Origin of the sequence: Winogradskyella pacifica, assembly GCF_003386275.1 — a bacterium.
GTDB classification, from domain to species: Bacteria; Bacteroidota; Bacteroidia; order Flavobacteriales; family Flavobacteriaceae; genus Winogradskyella; species Winogradskyella pacifica.
The window spans coordinates 64,885-84,919 of the sequence record NZ_QREI01000009.1 but is presented as its reverse complement, the minus strand read 5'-3'; the positions used below and the strand labels follow the sequence as shown (position 1 = coordinate 84,919).

18 protein-coding genes are annotated in these 20,035 nt (G+C 33.9%); 10 read left to right on the top strand and 8 right to left on the bottom strand.

The features are described from left to right. Positions 1-105 precede the first annotated feature (105 nt). The 5 genes from DFQ09_RS16145 (at position 106) to DFQ09_RS16125 (ending at position 4,316) form a co-directional block, all read left to right on the top strand. Complete coding sequence (locus DFQ09_RS16145) at positions 106-1,647, top strand: sensor histidine kinase (protein WP_115812184.1); 1,542 nt, start codon at positions 106-108, stop codon at positions 1,645-1,647. After that, positions 1,637-2,320 (top strand): response regulator transcription factor, encoded by a 684-nt coding sequence (locus DFQ09_RS16140; protein ID WP_115812182.1) that lies wholly within the window; start codon positions 1,637-1,639, stop codon positions 2,318-2,320. The genes DFQ09_RS16145 and DFQ09_RS16140 overlap by 11 nt, the downstream gene beginning before the upstream one ends. A 127-nt stretch (positions 2,321-2,447) precedes the next feature. After that, positions 2,448-3,242 (top strand): hypothetical protein, encoded by a 795-nt coding sequence (locus DFQ09_RS16135; protein WP_181897201.1) that lies wholly within the window; start codon positions 2,448-2,450, stop codon positions 3,240-3,242. 3 nt (positions 3,243-3,245) lie between these two features. After that, positions 3,246-3,860 (top strand): deoxynucleoside kinase, encoded by a 615-nt coding sequence (locus DFQ09_RS16130; protein ID WP_020895516.1) that lies wholly within the window; start codon positions 3,246-3,248, stop codon positions 3,858-3,860. Next, positions 3,861-4,316, top strand: a complete 456-nt coding sequence (locus DFQ09_RS16125; RefSeq protein WP_115812180.1) for a glycosyl-4,4'-diaponeurosporenoate acyltransferase CrtO family protein — start codon at positions 3,861-3,863, stop codon at positions 4,314-4,316. On the opposite strand, the gene DFQ09_RS16120 is transcribed toward DFQ09_RS16125, so the two are convergent. After that, positions 4,309-5,313: an App1 family protein gene (locus DFQ09_RS16120; protein ID WP_115812178.1), complete on the bottom strand. Its 1,005-nt coding sequence runs from the start codon at positions 5,311-5,313 to the stop codon at positions 4,309-4,311. The genes DFQ09_RS16125 and DFQ09_RS16120 overlap by 8 nt on opposite strands. A gap of 163 nt (positions 5,314-5,476) precedes the next feature. On the opposite strand from DFQ09_RS16120, the gene DFQ09_RS16115 reads away from it, so the two are divergent. The 4 genes from DFQ09_RS16115 to lspA all read left to right on the top strand — a co-directional run bounded on the left by DFQ09_RS16115 (position 5,477) and on the right by lspA (position 11,222). Continuing rightward, the gene (locus DFQ09_RS16115; protein ID WP_115812176.1) at positions 5,477-8,032 is read left to right on the top strand and encodes a S9 family peptidase; all 2,556 of its coding nucleotides are present in this window, start codon (positions 5,477-5,479) and stop codon (positions 8,030-8,032) included. Between the two features lie 131 nt (positions 8,033-8,163). Continuing rightward, positions 8,164-9,717, top strand: a complete 1,554-nt coding sequence (locus DFQ09_RS16110) for an NAD(P)/FAD-dependent oxidoreductase (protein ID WP_115812174.1) — start codon at positions 8,164-8,166, stop codon at positions 9,715-9,717. Positions 9,718-9,813: 96 nt separating this feature from the next. Next, positions 9,814-10,707, top strand: a complete 894-nt coding sequence (fabD, locus tag DFQ09_RS16105; protein WP_115812172.1) for an ACP S-malonyltransferase — start codon at positions 9,814-9,816, stop codon at positions 10,705-10,707. A gap of 11 nt (positions 10,708-10,718) precedes the next feature. Further along, on the top strand, positions 10,719-11,222 hold the full coding sequence (gene lspA, locus DFQ09_RS16100; protein WP_115812170.1) for a signal peptidase II: 504 nt from the start codon (positions 10,719-10,721) through the stop codon (positions 11,220-11,222). 10 nt (positions 11,223-11,232) lie between these two features. Here the strand turns inward: lspA and DFQ09_RS16095 are convergent, their stop codons facing one another. From DFQ09_RS16095 to DFQ09_RS16080, 4 genes are all read right to left on the bottom strand, one after another. Continuing rightward, positions 11,233-11,424: a hypothetical protein gene (locus DFQ09_RS16095; protein WP_020895523.1), complete on the bottom strand. Its 192-nt coding sequence runs from the start codon at positions 11,422-11,424 to the stop codon at positions 11,233-11,235. A 189-nt stretch (positions 11,425-11,613) separates the two neighbouring features. Beyond that, positions 11,614-12,891: a metal-dependent hydrolase family protein gene (locus DFQ09_RS16090; RefSeq protein ID WP_115812168.1), complete on the bottom strand. Its 1,278-nt coding sequence runs from the start codon at positions 12,889-12,891 to the stop codon at positions 11,614-11,616. Positions 12,892-12,906: 15 nt separating this feature from the next. Continuing rightward, a complete protein-coding gene (galE, locus tag DFQ09_RS16085) occupies positions 12,907-13,926 on the bottom strand; it encodes a UDP-glucose 4-epimerase GalE (RefSeq protein ID WP_115812166.1) in 1,020 nt (339 codons plus the stop codon). A gap of 91 nt (positions 13,927-14,017) precedes the next feature. After that, positions 14,018-15,166 carry a DegT/DnrJ/EryC1/StrS family aminotransferase gene (locus DFQ09_RS16080; RefSeq protein WP_115812164.1) on the bottom strand — a complete coding sequence of 383 codons (1,149 nt, stop codon included), beginning with the start codon at positions 15,164-15,166 and terminating at the stop codon, positions 14,018-14,020. Positions 15,167-15,290: 124 nt separating this feature from the next. Between DFQ09_RS16080 and DFQ09_RS16075 the strand changes: the two genes are divergently transcribed. Further along, positions 15,291-16,529 (top strand): 3-deoxy-D-manno-octulosonic acid transferase, encoded by a 1,239-nt coding sequence (locus tag DFQ09_RS16075; RefSeq protein ID WP_181897200.1) that lies wholly within the window; start codon positions 15,291-15,293, stop codon positions 16,527-16,529. Here the strand turns inward: DFQ09_RS16075 and DFQ09_RS16070 are convergent, their stop codons facing one another. From DFQ09_RS16070 to DFQ09_RS16060, 3 genes are all read right to left on the bottom strand, one after another. Continuing rightward, positions 16,530-17,132, bottom strand: a complete 603-nt coding sequence (locus DFQ09_RS16070) for an alpha-ketoglutarate-dependent dioxygenase AlkB family protein (protein ID WP_115812159.1) — start codon at positions 17,130-17,132, stop codon at positions 16,530-16,532. A 28-nt stretch (positions 17,133-17,160) separates the two neighbouring features. Beyond that, on the bottom strand, positions 17,161-18,450 hold the full coding sequence (locus tag DFQ09_RS16065) for a T9SS type A sorting domain-containing protein (RefSeq protein ID WP_115812157.1): 1,290 nt from the start codon (positions 18,448-18,450) through the stop codon (positions 17,161-17,163). A gap of 157 nt (positions 18,451-18,607) precedes the next feature. Beyond that, on the bottom strand, positions 18,608-19,930 hold the full coding sequence (locus DFQ09_RS16060; protein WP_115812156.1) for a M20/M25/M40 family metallo-hydrolase: 1,323 nt from the start codon (positions 19,928-19,930) through the stop codon (positions 18,608-18,610). Positions 19,931-20,035: the final 105 nt, after the last annotated feature.

Genomic DNA, 20,035 nt, shown 5'->3' with positions numbered 1-20,035 from the left:
AATACCCTACAAATATCTCAACACCAATTCGTTTTTTAGGTTAACTAGTGTTAACGTGTGTTAACCGATAACTTATACTAAATAATAACTTTATACATTTGAAACATGAATGATAAACGGTATCGCCTAATTTTATACACCATCATTGCCGTAATCACGGCTACGATTGGCATACAAGTCTATTGGAACTATAAAAACTATCAAACCAATAAACAGCAGCTGATTAACGATGTGCAAATTAGTTTAGATAAAGCGGTAGATGATTATTATACAGCTTTAGCAGAGCGCACCACTTTTGGTTTTATTCTTGAAGGCGACCAGCAAAAAAAAGCTTTTGAAGACGGTGGTGAGCTGGAAAATTTTTTTAAAAACATTGATGAATCTCATAAAGAGTTTACAAACCTTGATTCTTTAGATACAAATAGTATTAAAGGTATAACGGTCTTTAGAGGATTTAAGGCAGATTCAATGTCAGAGGCTCATGATAAAACACACAACCCCTTATCAAGAGATCAACTAAAATTAAAAATAGATAGTCTTAAAAGCAACAATAAAGATGTCAATTTAAAAAATGCCGAATTTCTGACCTCTAAAGTGATGATTTCGATAAAAAATGACACACTTGATGTAAAGGCTGTTGAAGAATTAATAGCGATAGAACTAGAACGCAAAAGCATTAATGTCGATTTTTACCTAGACTATAAAGACCCCGAACGTAACGTTGACTATTTTATGGTAAACGGATCCTTACCAGAATTAGATCCTAATCACATGTCTGATGATTACCTTCAAACGGATACAAAATCTAGATTCTTACCAAAAGGCACGTTTTTAACCATCTTATTTACCAACACCACCAAAGCTATTTTATATCGCATTCTCGGAGGCATCTTAATTTCAACCCTCTTAGTTTTAGCGGTAATTAGCTGTCTATTCTATCTATTAAAAATCATTAAACATCAAAAGCAACTCGCCGAAGTTAAAAATGACCTTATCAGCAATATTACGCACGAGTTTAAAACTCCAATCGCAACTATTAGCGCAGCAATAGAAAGCATTAGTAATTTTAATGCTATTGACGATAAAGCCAAAACTAAAAAATACCTCAACATGTCTTCCGAGCAATTAGGAAAGTTGAATGTTATGGTCGAAAAACTATTAGAAACCGCAACTTTAGATAGTGGTAATTTAGAATTGAATAAAGAAAATTTCGATATCATTAGTTTACTTGATGCTTTGGCTAGTAAGTATAAGATTCAATTTCCAGATAAGACATTCAACAGCAATATTCAGCTCGAAAGTTTAATTATTAATGCTGACATCTTTCATATTGAAAATGCCCTAAACAACATTTTAGATAATGCCGTAAAGTATGGAGGAGAGATTATTTCAATTGAATTAAAAACAAAGAATACTAATTTTGAAGTTTTAATTTCAGATAATGGTCATAGTTTAACTCATGAAAACAAACATCAAATTTTCGATAAATTCTATCGTGTCCCAAAAGGGAATACCCACGATGTTAAAGGGTTTGGTATTGGCCTTTATTACACCAAAACTATAATTGACAAGCACAATGGTTCAATCAACTTAGAACTCAATAAAAATTTAACCACATTTAAAATCACGCTTCCAAATGGCTCATAAAATTAAACTGTTATTGGCTGAAGACGAAGCCGCTTTAGGACAAATACTAAAAGAAAGTCTTGAAACAAGAGATTTTGAAGTCATACTTTGCGAAAACGGAGACAAAGCCTTTGACAAGTATAAATCTGAAGCTCCAGAAATTTTAGTCTTAGATGTGATGATGCCCAAAAAAGATGGTTTCACATTAGCAAAAGAAATCAGAGCTATTGACGATAGTATTCCTATTATATTTTTAACAGCAAAATCGCAAACCGCAGATGTCGTAGAAGGCTTCTCAATAGGTGGTAATGATTACCTCAAAAAACCATTTAGCATAGAAGAATTGATCGTTAGAGTTCATAATTTGGTAGACAGAACTAAAACTCAAAAGACCACCGAAATCATAAATATTGGTAAATTCACCTTCGATTTAGCAAAACAGCAATTAAAATTTAAGGATGACGAATCGATTCAGTTAACTCATAGAGAATCGCATTTATTATTTCATTTAATAAAAAATAAAAACCAAGTTTTAGATCGCTCTTTAATTCTGAATAAACTCTGGGGAACAGACGACTTTTTTACTGCCAGAAGTATGGATGTTTTTATCAGTAAATTACGAAAGCAATTGATTAAAGATAAAAACATTCAAATTATTAATGTCCGTGGTTTTGGGTACAAGTTGACGGATTAACTTAAAAGCACCAATCCCTATTATTTAAAATCTAATTTCGAGTTCGTTCAATTTAGTATAACCTCAAAGCTCTGTAAAGAGAAATTGGAGTAATTGTTGTATTTTTCAAGCTTATTCGCCCACAATCATGCAAAAGCTAGTCTTTATATTTCTGTTTTTTAGTTTGTTCAGTTTTTCGCAAGATAAAACGCAACGGCAAATTACAGCGACTTTAAAAGATTCAACACAGCTTAAAGCTAAAGCCATTTTTGGAATTGATAATTTTGGGACATTCTATTATGCTACGGAAAATAATTCCTTTCATAAAAAAACAAAAGATACCATTATTACGTACGCCAATTTTCAACTTGGCGACATAACATCGGCAAACACCTTTAATCCTTTAAAAATAAATCTATTCTATAAAGACTTCAATACGGTTGTGATTTTAGATAATCGTTTGGCTGAAATTAAAAAAGTAGACTTCAACACACTTCAACCTTACAAAAACGTCTCTTTTATATCTTCTGGTTATGATAATTCGCTATGGTTATTTAATCAAGATTATCAGTATTTAGAATTATACGATTTTAACGCTAATAAAATAAAACTCAAAACTGTCCCTGTTCAATCTGAAGTTCTAGATTTAAAAAGCGATTATAATTATTGCTATTTATTGACTAAAAATTACCTCTACGTTTATAATTACTTTGGAAGTTTAATACGAAAAATAGAAAATTCAGGCTACGACAGTTTAGCATTTAACGAAGCGCATTTGGTCTTAAAAAAAGGAGAATCATTATTTATATTAGAAAAAAACGAGGCTATAATTCACCCTATAAAACATCCTAAAATGTTAATAAAACAGTTTTTGGTAACCAATGAAACGGTGTATATTTACGGCTTAAATTTACTACGTCATTACCAATTAAAAATAGAATAGATTATGCATGTTGCTGTTGCAGGAAATATAGGAGCTGGAAAAACAACGCTCACAAAATTACTCGCCAAACACTTTAAATGGGAGGCGCAATTGGAAGACGTTGTAGACAATCCGTATTTAGATGATTTTTATAATCAGATGGAACGTTGGAGCTTCAATTTACAAGTCTATTTCTTAAACAGCAGGTTTCGCCAAGTCAATCAAATTCACGATAGTGGAAAGGACATTATACAAGACAGAACGATTTATGAGGATGCACATATTTTTGCTCCTAACTTGCATGCTATGGGGTTAATGACCAATCGTGATTTCGAAAATTACTCGTCATTATTCCAACTTATGGAATCATTTGTAAAAGGGCCAGATTTATTAATTTACTTACGCAGTTCTATTCCTAATTTAGTAGCTCAAATTCATAAAAGAGGTCGCGATTATGAAAACACCATCAGTATCGATTATTTAAGTCGTTTAAATGAACGCTACGAAGCATGGATTTCTAAATATGACAAAGGTAATTTACTTATAATTGATGTAGATAATCTCGATTTTGTTGCAAATCCTGAAGATTTAGGAGACATCATTAATAGAATTGATGCTCAAATAAATGGGTTGTTTTAATTGATAATTTTACTCTACATTCTTCAGGCCATCACACTCACTTTTATATCTTGGACTGTTGGATTATTGCTTAATAATGCCATAAAACTTAGAACGTTCTATGGCAGAATATCACATCTAAACTTTATAAAAAATGACGTCCTAAGTAAGTCGATTGGATTAAGTAAATTTGGCTGGATCATTAAAAACAGCTTCTTTAGAGTCTTTAATAAAAATTTAAACCTTAAAAGCAGGCCAAACAGAGACGATTTACAACGCCTTAGAACTGAAATGGTTTATGCAGAAATAGGTCACCTAATTGGCTTTGTTTTTCTACTTAGTGTTATCGTTATAAAACTATGGAATGGACTGTTTTTGTCCGCCTTAATACTATTACTGTTCAATATTATCTTTAATCTTTACCCTACTCTATTACAACAACAGAACAAAACACGGATAGACGATATTCTTAGATAATAAACCCACTTTGTCTAGCATGTTCAATAGCTTCTTCACTATTCTCTACTAACAACATTGGTGTTACTTTATAACCATCCACAATACCTTTAACACGTAACATTTTCTTCTTGTGCTTTACACTACGCAAATAAATTGCTAAAATTCGCCCTGGAAATTCTTCTACAATTTCCATATAAATATCAGGATCGTGCTCTCCACTATCTCCAATTAATATAAACGGTAAATGAGGGTATGTTTTTAATAGATTGATTATTTCCTTTTGTTTTTGTGGCTTTTCATCTTGAGATTTCTTTCTAAGAAGATTACTTAGACTTCGCAATAAAATAGGGCCTTTAGGGAAATTATTTTGTCTTAAAAAAAGTTCTAAGTAGCGGTATAAATTCCAAGGACTATGGCTCACATAAAAAATAGGATTCGAATTTTTACCAGAGACTCCACGGTGTAACTTGTGATAAAATTCTGCCGACCCCTCTAAAGGAATTCTGTTCTTAGCATGTTTAAAAATGGAATTATAAATCACCTTCCATTTTAGAATAGACACCACACCTGTATGTAATATAGTATCATCGATATCACTTGCAACACCAAATTGGGCTTTGCTAGACGGAATTAATAATTCACCAGGAAATCTATTTTTATTCTGAATAGTGCGTTTAATATTAACGTCATTATACGAAAGTTCAAAAGAAAGCCAACCTTCTTCATTTGCTAAATCTTTTAAGTTTTCTATATTTTCTTCAGCAATAAAATAACCATTTTCGTCCGTGTTGACTTTTATAATCTTATTATTAGGCAACTTTAAATCTAAACCGACATGTTTAATTTCGTCAGTTTCAAATCGTTTCCAAGTATTCACTATAAGGTGCCAAATATGTTGGTCGTCTAAATCAATAGATTCATCTTCCAAAGCTCTACCTCTAGCATAAAAATGGGAATTTGTTCCATAACTCTGAAACGCAATAATTTGTAAAGGGTCTTTTTTTAACCAGCTCAATTATGATTTATTTTGAGGTTTCAAGATAGTAAAATCAGTTCATAAGAAAAATATTCCCCCTACTAAATCGTTAGGCTAATGTTAAATATTTACCAATTTTATAATATTACAAGTAATTTAGTCAAATCTAGAAACTAACCCCTCTTAAATCACTTAACAAAGCATGCAAAAATTAATACTTCTACTCTTTTTAAGCTTATCCTTTAGTTTAATAAATGCACAAAACAGCGAAAAGGAAAGTACCACGCCAACACCAAATTATAGAGCTGCAGCTAAATATTCCCCAACTAATTTAGGAAAGTTAGTTCATTCTACTTCAGTAAGACCAAATTGGTTAAAAAACGGCAATAAATTTTGGTATCAATACAAAACAACAGAAGGTTCTAATTACTATATTGTAGATGCTGATAATCGCAGCAAAAAAGCACTTTTTGATAATGAAAAAATGGCTAAATGGCTGACTGAAATCACGAAAGATCCTTACGACGCTCAGCACTTACCTAAATTTGATTTTGAATTTGTAAAAAATGAAACAGCGATACGTTTCTATGTAACATCAACAGAGAAAGTTGATGAAGAGAAAAAAGACGATGACGTAAACGAAGAAAAAGAGAATACAAAAGAAACAGATTCTACAAAAACAGATAAAAAGAAAAAAGGCAAAGCTAAAAAGGCGGAAAAAGTAAATAAAGTATATCACTTTGAGTATCGTCTTGGCGGTAATGGCTTAACCATTATTAGCAATAAAAAGAAAGAAAAAGAAGATTGGAAAAAGTGGGCTAATATAGCACCAGACAGTTCTGTAGTTTTATTTTCTAAACACTACAACTTGTATTGGATGGATAAGGAAAACTTCTTAAAAGCTGTAAAAAACGAAAAAGATTCTACTATCGTTGAAAACCAATGGACAACTGATGGAGAAGAAAATTATGACTATGGCGGAAGCAGTCGTGGAGAAAATAATGAGGAAAAATTAAAGAATAAAGACAAGCGCAAATCAGTTAGAGGAGTTTGGTCTCATGATTCTAAAAAGTTTGTATTTCAAAGAACAGATTCTAGACACATTAACGACTTATGGGTAATTAATACCACTTCAGGAAAACGCCCAACTTTAGAATCTTACAAATACCACATGCCAGGTGAAGACGACTATTACAAAACAGAACTGCATGTTTTTGATATTCCTTCAAAATCAAATATTCAGGTGCAATTAGATACGGTAAAGCAGCAAAGCATTCAAGTGTATCGTGAGCCGAGATTAAAATCGAGCTATAACGATGACTTCAACCCATCATTACTATTATCTAAAAAAGGTAAAATCTATTATAATACAATTAGCAGAGATCGTAAAAAACTAGATATCTGTGTGGCTGATATTAATACAGGAGAAACAAAAGTTTTAATTGAAGAACGTTTTAACACCTATATAGAATCGCGCCCTTTAGTATTGTTAAATAACGAAACTGAAATGCTGCATTGGGCAGAACGTTCGGGTTGGGCACACTATTATTTGTATGACACCGAAGGAAACTTAAAAAACGAAGTGACCTCTGGTTCATACCATGTTGAACGTGCTATTGGTGTGGATAAAAAAAGCAGAACGCTTTACTTTACGGCACATGGTATTGCAAAAGATCAAGACCCTTATTACGAACACCTTTATAAGGTGAATCTAAATGGTTCTGGCTTACAAGCGTTAAACCCTGGTGACTATAACTCTAGTACAGACATGGCAGATTCTAATGCCTACTTTGTGAGTAACTACTCTAGAGTGAATACGGTTCCTAAATCAGAATTAAGATCTAATACTGGTAAGCTTATTATGAATTTAGAAGAAGCCGATTTATCCCAATTAATGGCAACAGGCTATCAATTTCCTGAGACTTTTAAAATGAAAGCAGATGACGGTATTACTGACATTTATGGTGTAATGTATAAGCCTTATGATTTTGATGAGTCTAAAAAATATCCTTTATTAGAATACGTCTACCCAGGTCCTCAAACCGAAGCTGTAAACAAATCGTTTTCTGTTAGAATGGATCGTTTAGACCGTATGGCACAAGTCGGATTTATTGTAGTGACTATGGGTAATCGTGGTGGACATCCAGACCGTTCTAAATGGTACCATAATTATGGTTATGGTAACCTTAGAGATTACGGTTTAGCAGATAAAAGACATGTCGCAGAACAACTTGCAGATCAACATGATTATATTGACATTAATAAAGTTGGAATTTACGGCCATTCTGGTGGTGGCTTTATGTCTACTGCAGCCATGTTAGTGTATCCCGATTTCTTTAAAGCGGCCGTGTCTTCTGCAGGAAATCATGATAATAGTATTTATAACAGTTGGTGGAGTGAAACACATCATGGTGTACAGGAAGAAATGGATGACGATGGTAATGTTAAATACAAATACCTTATTGACAACAACCAATCTTTAGCACAAAATCTAAAAGGAAATCTAATGCTCATTACGGGTGATGTCGATAATAATGTACATCCTGGAGGCACCATTAGAATGGTAAATGCATTAATAAAAGCGAATAAACGTTTCGATTTTATGCTTATGCCAGGTCAACGTCATAGTTTTGGAAACATGACAGAATATTCATTTTGGCTAAGAGCCGATCATTTTAGCAAACACTTTCTTAATACAGAAGCTACAGACATTGATATTACAGAAATAAATAGAGATCAACCAAAAACGAAATCTTAACACCGTTGAGATAAAAAATGAAACCACGTTAATTAACGTGGTTTTTTTTATGCTTATATTGAAACGTAAGCATTACAACTTATTACTATTTAAAAAGTTTTGATAACATTTCTTTTCTTTAATTTTGCAACATGATAAAAGCCTTACAACTACGCATTAATTTACAGCAAGAAAGACAACCCGATGGTTTGCTTAATAAAGCAGCCTATGATTTGGGAATGAAATCTTCCGATATTTCAGGAATAAAAGTTCTAAGAAAATCGATTGATGCACGTAAGCGCAATATTATGTTCAACTATAAAGTTGAAGTGTACATCAATGAACCTGTACCTGAAACTTCAGATTACCATTTTGATTACAAAGACGTTTCTAATGCAAAACCTGTACACATTATTGGTTTTGGACCGGCAGGCATGTATGCGGCATTGCGTTGTATAGAACTAGGTTTTAAACCTATTGTTTTAGAGCGCGGTAAAAATGTACAAGACCGTCGACGTGATTTAAAGGCCATTAACCAAGATCATTTTGTAAACGAAGATTCTAATTACTGTTTTGGTGAAGGAGGTGCTGGCACGTATTCTGATGGTAAATTATACACGAGAAGTTTAAAACGAGGAGATGTTAGACGAATCTTTGAAAACTTAGTATTTCATGGTGCAACAGATCAGATTTTAGTTGATGCGCATCCACATATCGGAACTAATAAATTACCAAGAGTTGTTCAAAATATAAGAGAGAATATCATCAAGTTTGGTGGTGAAGTGCATTTTGAAACGCGTGTGACTGATTTCACGATTAAGAATAGTAAAATTGTTGCGATTCAACTTAACAATGACAATGAACTCGATGTTGAAAAAGTCATTCTAGCCACAGGCCATTCTGCAAGGGATATTTTTTACTTATTGAATGACAAGAAGATTAAGCTTGAAGCAAAATCCTTCGCCATGGGAGTCAGAGTTGAGCATCCACAAGAAATAATTGATGGCATCCAATACCATTGTAAAGGTGAGCAACGCGACGCGTTATTACCTGCCGCATCTTACAGCTTAGTGCAACAAGTAAATGACCGAGGTGTATATTCATTTTGTATGTGTCCTGGTGGATTCATTGTTCCTGCAGCCACAGCCAATGGTGAAGTTGTAGTCAATGGGATGTCGCCTTCCAAGCGAAATAATAAATTTGCCAATTCAGGTATTGTTACAGAAATTAATGCGGATAAAGACCTTTATAAATACGAACATTTCGGACCTTTAAAAGCCTTAGAATATCAAAAAGATTTAGAACGTTTAGCCTTTACAGCTGGGGGACGTAGACAATCTGCTCCTGCTCAAAGATTAACGGATTTTGTTGAAGGAAAATTATCGTCAAGTTTAAATGAAACCTCTTATCAACCTGGTTTAAATTCAGCACCATTACATTCTTTATTACCAAAAATAATTGGAGGCTCCTTACGTAAGGGATTTAAAGCTTTTGGTGAAAAAATGAAAGGCTATTATACCGAAGAAGCTAATGTCATCGGTGTAGAATCGCGTACCTCATCACCAGTAAATATTCCGAGAACAGAAACCTTAGAGCATCCTGAAATCACTAATTTATTTCCATGTGGCGAAGGTGGAGGTTATGCTGGGGGTATTATTTCTGCCGCTATGGATGGTGAACGTTGTGCGGAGGCGGCTTGTTCGTAGAGTTTTCAGTCAATTACACACTAACTGAAAACTGCGCCTGAATACTGTAAACTGAAAATATTAATTCCTATTTTTGCAACTTAAATTAAAACACACATGAACGCATATATATTTCCAGGTCAAGGTGCTCAATTCTCAGGAATGGGATTAGACCTTTACGAAAATTCACCTTTAGCTCAAGAATTATTTGAAAAAGCCAATGACATTTTAGGCTTTCATATTACAGACATTATGTTTGAGGGTTCTAAGGAAGATTTAATGCAAACTAAAGTGACTCAACCTGCTATCTTTTTACATTCTGTAATTTTAGCAAAAACCCTTGGAGATAGCTTTAAACCAGATATGGTTGCTGGTCATTCTCTCGGAGAGTTCTCGGCGTTGGTTGCTGCTGGAGCATTAACGTTTGAAGACGGACTTAAATTAGTTTCTCAACGTGCCCAAGCCATGCAAAAAGCCTGTGAATTGCAACCAAGTACAATGGCTGCCGTTTTAGCTTTAGAAGATAACGTTGTTGAAGACATCTGTAAAACTATAGACGGTGTTGTAGTTCCTGCAAATTACAATTGTCCTGGTCAATTAGTGATTTCTGGAGACGTTGAAGCTATTAATAAAGCTTGTGAAGCGATGAAAGAAGCTGGTGCAAAACGTGCTTTAGTATTACCTGTTGGTGGTGCTTTTCATTCACCATTAATGGAGCCTGCGCGTGAAGAGTTAGCGGCTGCCATAGAAAACACAACATTTAGCAAGCCTAACTGCCCAATATACCAAAACGTAACAGCATCTGCTATTACTGATGAAAACGAAATTAAAGCCAATTTAATTTCACAATTAACGGCACCTGTACGTTGGACGCAATCTGTACAGCAAATGGTTGCCGATGGAGCATTACATTTTACTGAAGTTGGTCCTGGAAAAGTATTACAAGGCTTAGTAAAGAAAATACATCGTGAAGCAGAAACGGCTTCAGCTACTTTTGAAATTAATGCCTAAAACTCACTGATTTGAACAGAACACTATTTATCATAATACTCATCGCATTTAATATTGCTATTGACCAAATTTCTAAAGTAATTGTTAGAACCACAATGATTAAAGGTGGGAGAGGGCAAATCAATGTAATACAAGATTATTTTCAACTCATTTGGGTAGAAAACAAAGGCGCTTTTTTAGGTATGGGAAGTGATATGAATCCAACTCTTAGATTAATCTTCTTGTTAATTTTACCAACCCTTGTTTTAGCTTATGTGATTTATTATATCATAAAAACTAAAGAATTAGACCGAATGAGCCTTATTGCGTTTTGCTGTATTGCAGGAGGAGGTATAGCCAATGTCTTTGACCGTATTGTATTTGGCCAAGTCACTGACTTTTTCTATATTAATTTAGGTGGTGTATTTAAAACAGGAATCTTTAATGTTGCTGATATGTCTGTTACCCTAGGAATGGTTATTCTACTTTTCAGTGGAATATTTAACAGCAAGAAGAAAGAAAACGTTTCTGTTTAGAGTTTTAAAACTAACGCGCTAATTTACAGTCTTCGCAATCTTTAACTTCACCATAATACGTTTCTCTGTATTTATGAAGTGTTTTGTAAGGAATACTTAAGAATTGCTTTTTAATGTAGGTAACATTAGTTAACATTACACCCATTTTTTTCGTGAAGCGACCTTCGGTTTTGGTCTCTCTTTTAATACTAATCAATTTCATGTTGTTCAATTATCATTCACTACAAAGCAACGAAGATTGATGACCAACTCCAAGGAATCAGTGTTAAAACCTAGCTAACGGCTTTTGATATTATCATATTGAAAATCAGACACTAAAAGAATTAACATATTCGCAACGTTGTAGCTTGTCATTTACATATTCAATAAACGAAAAAGCACCTAAATTTGGCTATTTTTTGTAAATAACACCGTTTTTCATAACAAAAATGACGTTTTCCATTGTAGAAATACTTGAAATTGGGTCGTCATTTACAGCAATAATATCAGCTATGTAATTAGGTTTTAGCTGCCCAATTTGGTCTTCCATACTTAGTAACATGGCATTGGTAATTGTCGCAGATTGAAGCGCTTCAATTGCTGGCATACCAGCTTCAACCATATAACCAAATTCTTTTGCATTGTCACCATGATAAAATACTGCTGCATCTGTTCCGAAAGCAATTTTAACTCCTGCTTTGTAGGCTCTACCAAACATATCTTGAATTTTAGGTCCAATGTCTAAAGCTTTAGGCACAATGATTTCCGGATAATACCCTTCAATTTTTGCTTTGTCTGACACGAATTTTCCTGCTGTAATGGTTGGTACTAAATACACATCGTGCTTTTTCATTAATTCCATAGTCTCAGCACTCATTAAAGTGCCATGCTCAATCGTTTTAACCCCACCTAAAATGGCACGTTGCATGCCTTCATCTCCATGTGCATGTGCTGCCACATGAAAACCATAATCTTTAGCCGTCTCACAAATTGCTTTGATTTCTTCGATTGAAAATTGTGGATTCTGGCCGCTTTTAGCCACACTTAAAACTCCTCCTGTTGCTGTTATTTTAATTAAATCTGCACCATTCTTATAACGTTGTCTTACAGCTTTCTTGGCGTCTTCTACCCCATTTACTACACCTTCTTTCGGCCCAGGATCACCCATAAGATTTTTACTAGAACCGTTTGTTGGATCGGCATGACCACCTGTAGTCGCCAAAGATTTACCTGCAGTAAAAATTCTTGGACCAACAATTTTTCCTGAGTTTATAGCATTTCTTAAGGCGATATTTACTCCAGAGCCTCCTAAATCTCTAACGGTTGTAAATCCACTCATTAAAGTTACTTTCGCATAATTTGTAGAATTAAAAGCGACATCAGCATCATTCAAGGTGTATTTATTGAGATAAGATTTTGGACTCGTTTCGCCTTCAATATGCACATGCATATCTATTAAACCTGGCATTACGGTTTTAGATTTTAAATCAACTGTTACATCTTCAGAATTTGTTGGATTGACATAACCGTTTTCAATTGAAATAATTTTATCTCCAGTAACAACTATTGTTTTCTCTATGAGTACTTTTCCAGATTTTGTATCAATTAATTTACCACAATGTAAATATGTAGTCTGTGCCGTAAGCGTTACTCCACAGAGCAATACTAAAATCTTGAAAAAAGTTTTCATCTGTTGCTATTTCGTTTATTTCGTTCTAATTTTCTGTTCCCATTTCCAAGCGGAAGCCATAGCATCATCTAAGTTTAATTCTGTTTTCCAACCTAAAACACTGTTTGCTTTAGACGTTTCAGCATAAGCCGCAATAACATCACCTTCTCTTCGATCTACTATTTTATAATTCAAAGATGTTCCTGAAACACGCTCAAAAGACTGAACAGCTTCTAAAACAGTGCTTCCTGTTCCTGTGCCAAGGTTAAAAAACTCATAATTAGAATCATTTTTAACATCTAACAAACGCTGTAAAGCTATGACATGGGCTTTAGCTAAATCCACCACATGGATATAATCTCTTACACAGGTACCGTCTGACGTTGGATAATCGCCTCCAAACACAGATAATTGCTCTCGCATACCAATAGCTGTTTGTGTTATAAAAGGCACTAAATTTTGTGGAACTCCAATTGGTAGTTCACCTATTTCTGTTGAATCATGCGCTCCAATTGGATTAAAATAACGCAAAGCAATTGCTTTTATATCTCCATTTACACGACAAGTATCTCTAATAATTTCTTCACCAATCTGCTTTGTATTTCCATAAGGAGACTCAGCAGGTTTCACAGGTGCATTTTCCGTAATTGGTAATTCATCGGCTTGTCCATATACAGTACAAGACGAACTAAAGATGAAATTCTTCTTACTCAAACCTTTTAATTCTTGAAGTAAATAAACCAATGTAGTTATATTGTTTTCATAGTACATTAAAGGTTCGGCAACACTTTCTCCAACCGCTTTATTGGCTGCAAAATGAATGACACCCACAATATCGTTATGACGTTTAAAAAAATCTTGAACGTCTGGTTTTACTTTCAAATCTAATTTCTCAAAAATTGGTTTTTTGCCTGTAATAGCTGTGATACCATCTAAAACTTCGATTGAAGAATTAGATAAATTATCTATAATGACAACGTCGTAGCCTTCGTTTTGTAATTCTACTACGGTATGCGATCCAATAAAACCTAAACCACCTGTTACTAAAATTTTCATGTGTTCTTTATATAATTTTCTCAAATGTCACATGCTGTTCACTAGTAATCAACTCATTGATTAACAAAGCTCTTAACATGCTCGTTTTATATTATTTATTTGAATCGATAAAACTTAAAACTGTACTTGTAATACATTCAATTTGCTCATCATCTAACTCCGTATGCATTGGAAGCGAAATCACAGATTTAATTAACGCATTTGTAACCGGAAAATCTGATTCATTATAGCGATCATCCATATACGCTTTTTGTCTGTGCAACGGTATTGGATAATACACTCCACATGGAATATTTTTTGATTGTAAATGTGCCACAAGAGCATCTCTATCCACGTCTTTTAAATTAAGTGTATATTGATGAAATACATGGCTATCATCACCATCATTAGCCTCTAAACCTGTTGGAGTAGTTATATTTGAATGGTTTTTAAAGGCTTCATTATATTTTTTTGCTGTATTGCGTCTCGCTGTATTGTAAGTATCTAAATGCGGTAATTTAGCATCTAAAACAGCAGCTTGAATAGAATCTAAACGTGAGTTTACACCAACAACATCATGATGATAACGCTCGTACATACCGTGGTTTACAATACCTCTAATTGTATGCGCTAACTCATCGTCATTAGTAAAAATTGCTCCACCATCTCCGTAACAACCTAAGTTTTTTGATGGAAAAAATGATGTTGAAGCCACATCTCCTATAACTCCTGCTTTGGTTTTACTACCATCTTTATGTGTGTAACTTGCTCCAATGGCTTGTGCATTGTCTTCAATTACGTATAGGTTATGTGCTTTTGCTAAAGCCATAATAGCATCCATTTCTGCCGGAAGTCCAAATAAATGAACAGGAACAATAGCCTTAGTTTTTGGCGTAATTGCTTTTTCAATCGCAGCGACATCGATATTAAACGTTACCGGATCTACATCAACTAAAACCGGAGTTAATTGCAATAATGCAATAACCTCAACAGTGGCAGCAAATGTGAAATCTGCGGTAATGACCTCATCTCCTGGTTGCAAACCTAAACCCATCATGGCAATTTGTAAGGCATCCGTTCCGTTAGCACAAGGTATAACGTGTTTAACACCTAAATAATTTTCAAGATTTTTTTGAAACTCATGTACTTTAGGTCCATTGATAAAAGTGGCATTATCCATTACTTCTTGAATCGAAGTATCTACTATATCTTTAATTTTGGCATATTGACTTTGAAGGTCAACCATCTGTATTTTTTTCATTGTGAAGACTACATTTTAGTGTAAATATAAAAAAGCGTAAAGCTATTAGCGAAAATACAAAATTGTAAGCGCTATGACAACGCAATTAATTGAAAGAAATGTATTTTAGCACAAATCTTTGTTTTTGAAAGGACTCTATTCTATAGGAATTTACTTAGCCAGTTTTGTTGTTAAAATTGCAGCTTTATTCAATTCTAAATTGAAACAAGGTGTCATTGGTAGAAAAAATACCTTTTCAAAGCTTCAATATATTATCAAGTCAAAAGATAAAACCTTTTGGTTTCATTGTGCATCATTAGGAGAATATGAACAAGGGTTACCTGTTTTTGAAGCTTTAAAAGCCAAACATCCTAATTACAAAGTGGTGTTATCATTCTTTTCCCCTTCTGGTTATGAAGTTAGAAAAAACACAAAAATCGCTGATGTTGTTGTTTACCTCCCTCTAGATACTACAGCAAATGCTAAACGGTTTTTAGATTTAGTGAATCCGGATTATATCCTATTTGTGAAATATGAAATCTGGCCTAATTTTCTACATGAAATCAAAAAGCGTGACTTAAAAGCGATCTTAATTTCTGCTGCGTTTCGGGAAGATCAAGCCTTTTTTAAATGGTATGGAAGCTATGCAAAGTCTGCTCTGTTTGGCTTCAATCATATTTTTACACAAAACGAAAATTCTAAAACATTACTTAATAGTATTGATTACAATGCTGTTTCTGTTTCTGGTGATACACGATTTGATCGGGTTTCAAATCAATTAAAAGTTGACAATACGGTTTCTTTTATTGAAGAATTTAAAGATGACAAATTATGTGTGGTCTTTGGAAGTTCTTGGCCAGATGATGACAAATTATATATGGATTTCATAAATTCTTATACTAATTCAGAAGTAAAGTTTGTAATCGCTCCACATAATATAAAGGCTAGTTACGTGGCTTCTTTAAAATCGCAATTAAACGTAAAAACGATTTGTTATTCAGAATTAACTGAACATCAAAATTTAGCCGATTACAAGGTCTTTATTTTAGACACTATTGGTTATTTAAGCAAAGCTTACAGCTATGCCGACATTGCTTACGTTGGTGGAGGTGCAGGAACAACTGGTTTGCATAATATATTAGAACCTGCAGTATTTGGAATCCCGATTCTTATTGGCAAGAACTACGACAAGTTTCCTGAAGCTAAAACGCTTATTGATTTAGGAGGAGTTACTAGTTTGGCTAGTTCTTCAGCCTTCAACGCTACTTTAAACGTGTTGCTAACAGATGATGTATTGAGAAAAAAACAAGGTGATATTACTAAATCTTATATTGAATCTAATATTGGTGCTGTTGTAAAAATCATGGACTATTTAGAATCCTAATTAAGATTCTATAGTCCGAAACGTTAAATTTATCCGTGGTGTTTTCACTTTTTTAGTTGGTGGTAAGCGGTGTAACCAATGGGTTTGAGTTGATCCTTTCATCACTAACAAACTGCCTTTTTCCAATTGAACAGAAACGTTTTGCTTAGTCTCTTTATGTTTAAATAAGAATCTACGTTCTGCACCAAAACTTAAAGACGCAATGGCTCCGTTCTTTTTTAAATCCTTTTCGCCATCACTATGCCAAGCCATACCTTCTTCTCCACTATGGTATAAATTCAGTAAACATGAGTTAAAAGTTTCTCCTGTTTTGGCTTCTACCATTTTCTTGAGTTCTAAGAGCTCTTTATTCCAAGGTATTGCCGATTTCGTAGTTTTAGAATAGGTATAATCGAAAGGTTGATCTCCATACCATGCTACTTTTCGTTTCGTAATAATTAGTTTTCCAAAAATGATCGCTTTATCATTCTCCCAATCAATATGTTGAAGTAACTTTTCGTAATATTTTTGTGCTTTTTCAATAGTCATTATGGAGCCATAATAATTGACTTCGCCATCAAATGGTAAAAGATTAGCATCTATTTCAGAATTAAATAAGTCCATGGTTTCAAAATAATTCAATCTAAACGCTCTATTTTTTCACAAGTCTTAAAACTTGAGTAGCAGAATCACTTTTCAATTTTATAAAATAAATTCCGGAACTTAAAGATGCCGTATTAATAGTATTATTTGATTGTAATTTTACAGGAATCGTATTTCCTAAAATATCTATGAGTTGAATTGAATTCAATATCACATCAGATTCTATTTGAATACTATCTACAAACGGATTTGGATATACTTTGATGTTAGCCATTTCAAATTCTGAAACGGATAACGTACATTGTGGATTAGTACCAGCTACTGATATAAATACACCATTATTAACGGACCAATCTCTCCATTCTCCTCCATTACCTGTTTCCCAATCGGATAAATCGAAATAATTTACGCCTGATTCTGTTCCTGGCACTTTGTAAACTTTAATAGCTTCCCCACCTCTATTCCATGTTAAAGGAACGCCTGCAGTACAGTTTTCAGGTTCAAAATCAGTTACACAATTGGCTTGTAAGAAATACACAAACTCATCGTAAGCAGGATACTCTCCATACACATAAGCTTTACCATCTGCGCCAATACAAACGGCTGTGTATTCATTACTTCCAATTCCGAAAGAACGCGTACCATTGTCTGTTGCTAGTCTAGCTAATAAAACGCTATGTCTTGCTCTACGGTCTGGATTGTCGTAATGTGAATCTGTAATTAAATTGTTCAAATAGGGCACATTCAAAAAGTCGTTTTCTCCAATGGCCACTCTTGGATGGTATGGATTACTTAAAGCGACTTCACTAGACAAGGTTCCGTATTGTGCAGAAAAATAGTTACCTCCTAAAATTGCTAATCCTGCGCTTGTTCCACCAATGACTCCTTGTTTGGTATTCACAAAGGTATTTAACGCGTCTTCCATAGCATTATCTTTAAAATAACTGACATAATCGTATTGATCGCCTCCTGCAAACCAAATGGCTTCAGCGTCAGCTACTTTTTGTAGGACAATTGGATCTATTGCTCCAACTGCATTATTGATAACAAATGTGGTTACTGAGTTAATTGGCGTATTTAAATCTGATGCTAAATCGGTATAAAAATAATCGTTATAACCATCACTTCCAGATGCTCTAAGAACTACAACATCTCCACCATTTGCTTTATTTAAAAACCAAATCATAGCATCTTCTTGTTCTGTAGCTCCCCCCATTAAACAAACTCCAGCTTCATGATTAGTGATAGCATCTGTATTACTTCCTGTATGATATTCTGTATAATTTTGAGCAAATCCAATTTGTAAACTCAACAAACATAATAGGGTAATTTTTTTCATAGCTTTCTATTTCAATAATTTACTTATTATATGACGAAAAATGAAATGTCACATTGAGCGCAGTCGAAATACTATTAAAACTAAGATTATTAAGGTCTTCGACTGCGCTCAGACTGACATAATATTTATCATTCGTTTTTGTAATTGACTTAGTTATTTACAATTTAGAATTCACTAACCGGTACATCAAAACTGCGGTTATTTTTGCTTGTATTGCCACCGTATTTAAATCGCCGGTTTCATTAATTGTATGGTCGTCTCCACCTCCTGTAAGTCCTAAACCATCGATTGCCATGTCGACATATTCTGAAGTAAATGAAATATCTGCAGCACCTGCATTTCTTGGATTTACCGCCTTAACTGGTCCAAAGCCTAAATCCTGACTTACGGTATTATAATACCCCAATAACTTCACATTACCATCGGTTTTTGCTAATGGAGGATACGCTCCTGCTGAAAATGTTAATTCAGCATTCGTTTTTGGATAATTTTCAGAAACTATTCTTTCCATAGTCGCTTTAGCTTTTACTAATTGATCTAAAGACACCGCTCTTAAATCTCCTCTAACCATAACGTCTTGAGATACCACATTCGTTTTCCCAAAGGCATGTCCTCCCGTTCCGTCTTCATCGGGTTGTAGCGTTGTACCTCCAATAATAAATCCTGGATTAAAAGTTAAATCTTTTTCTTTGGCTAACTGAACGTAGAATTCATTTAAAATTCTAGACGTTTCATATATGGCTCCTGCTCCAATCGCTTCTGTAAAAATTTGTGAAGAATGTGCTGGATTTCCATTTACTTTAAGTTGCCAATCTGCAGAACCTCTTCTAGACACTACAATGGTTTTTGGATTATTATCCCCATTTTCGAAGCCTAAAGCAATATCTGCTCGTTTTGCGGCATCGATTAAGGCTTTTTTTGACAACTCTAAAGGATCTCCACTTTTTTCTTCGTCGCCAGTCATGACGATTTCTATAGACATATCGTCTAAAAGTCCGGCTTCGTGGAGCGCTTGCATGGCTAAAATGATGATAACGTCACCACCTTTCATATCGGCAACTCCTGGACCTTTCATTATAGAATCGTTAAGCATGGTGTAGTCTTGAAAAGGACTATCCAATTCAAAAACAGTATCCAAATGACCAATCATTAAAAATTTTGGCCCTTTTTTCCCTTTTCTTGTTGCTATTAAATGTCCGGCTCTGCCATAAGCATCACCATTTGTTAATTCGGTTTTAAAACCTAATTTGTCTAATTCCTTTTGAAATAAACGTCCTACGGTTTTTACACCTTCGAAATTCATAGTACCACTATTAATATTGACTGACTCTTTAATCAAGTCAATAGCGTTTTCCGAATGTTTATCTACTGCTTTTATAATGCTTTTTTCTATTCGGTTATTCTGCGAAAAGCTCATAATTGAAAATAAAATTAAAGCAATGAATTGCAGCTTTTTATAATTGGGTCTTTTAATAATCATATCTGTTAATTGTAAAAATTATCTGAGGTAAAAATATATTTAATATAATAATTAAAATTAAAAAAAATTCACAAAAAAGAATCCAAATGCATTACTACAAACGTA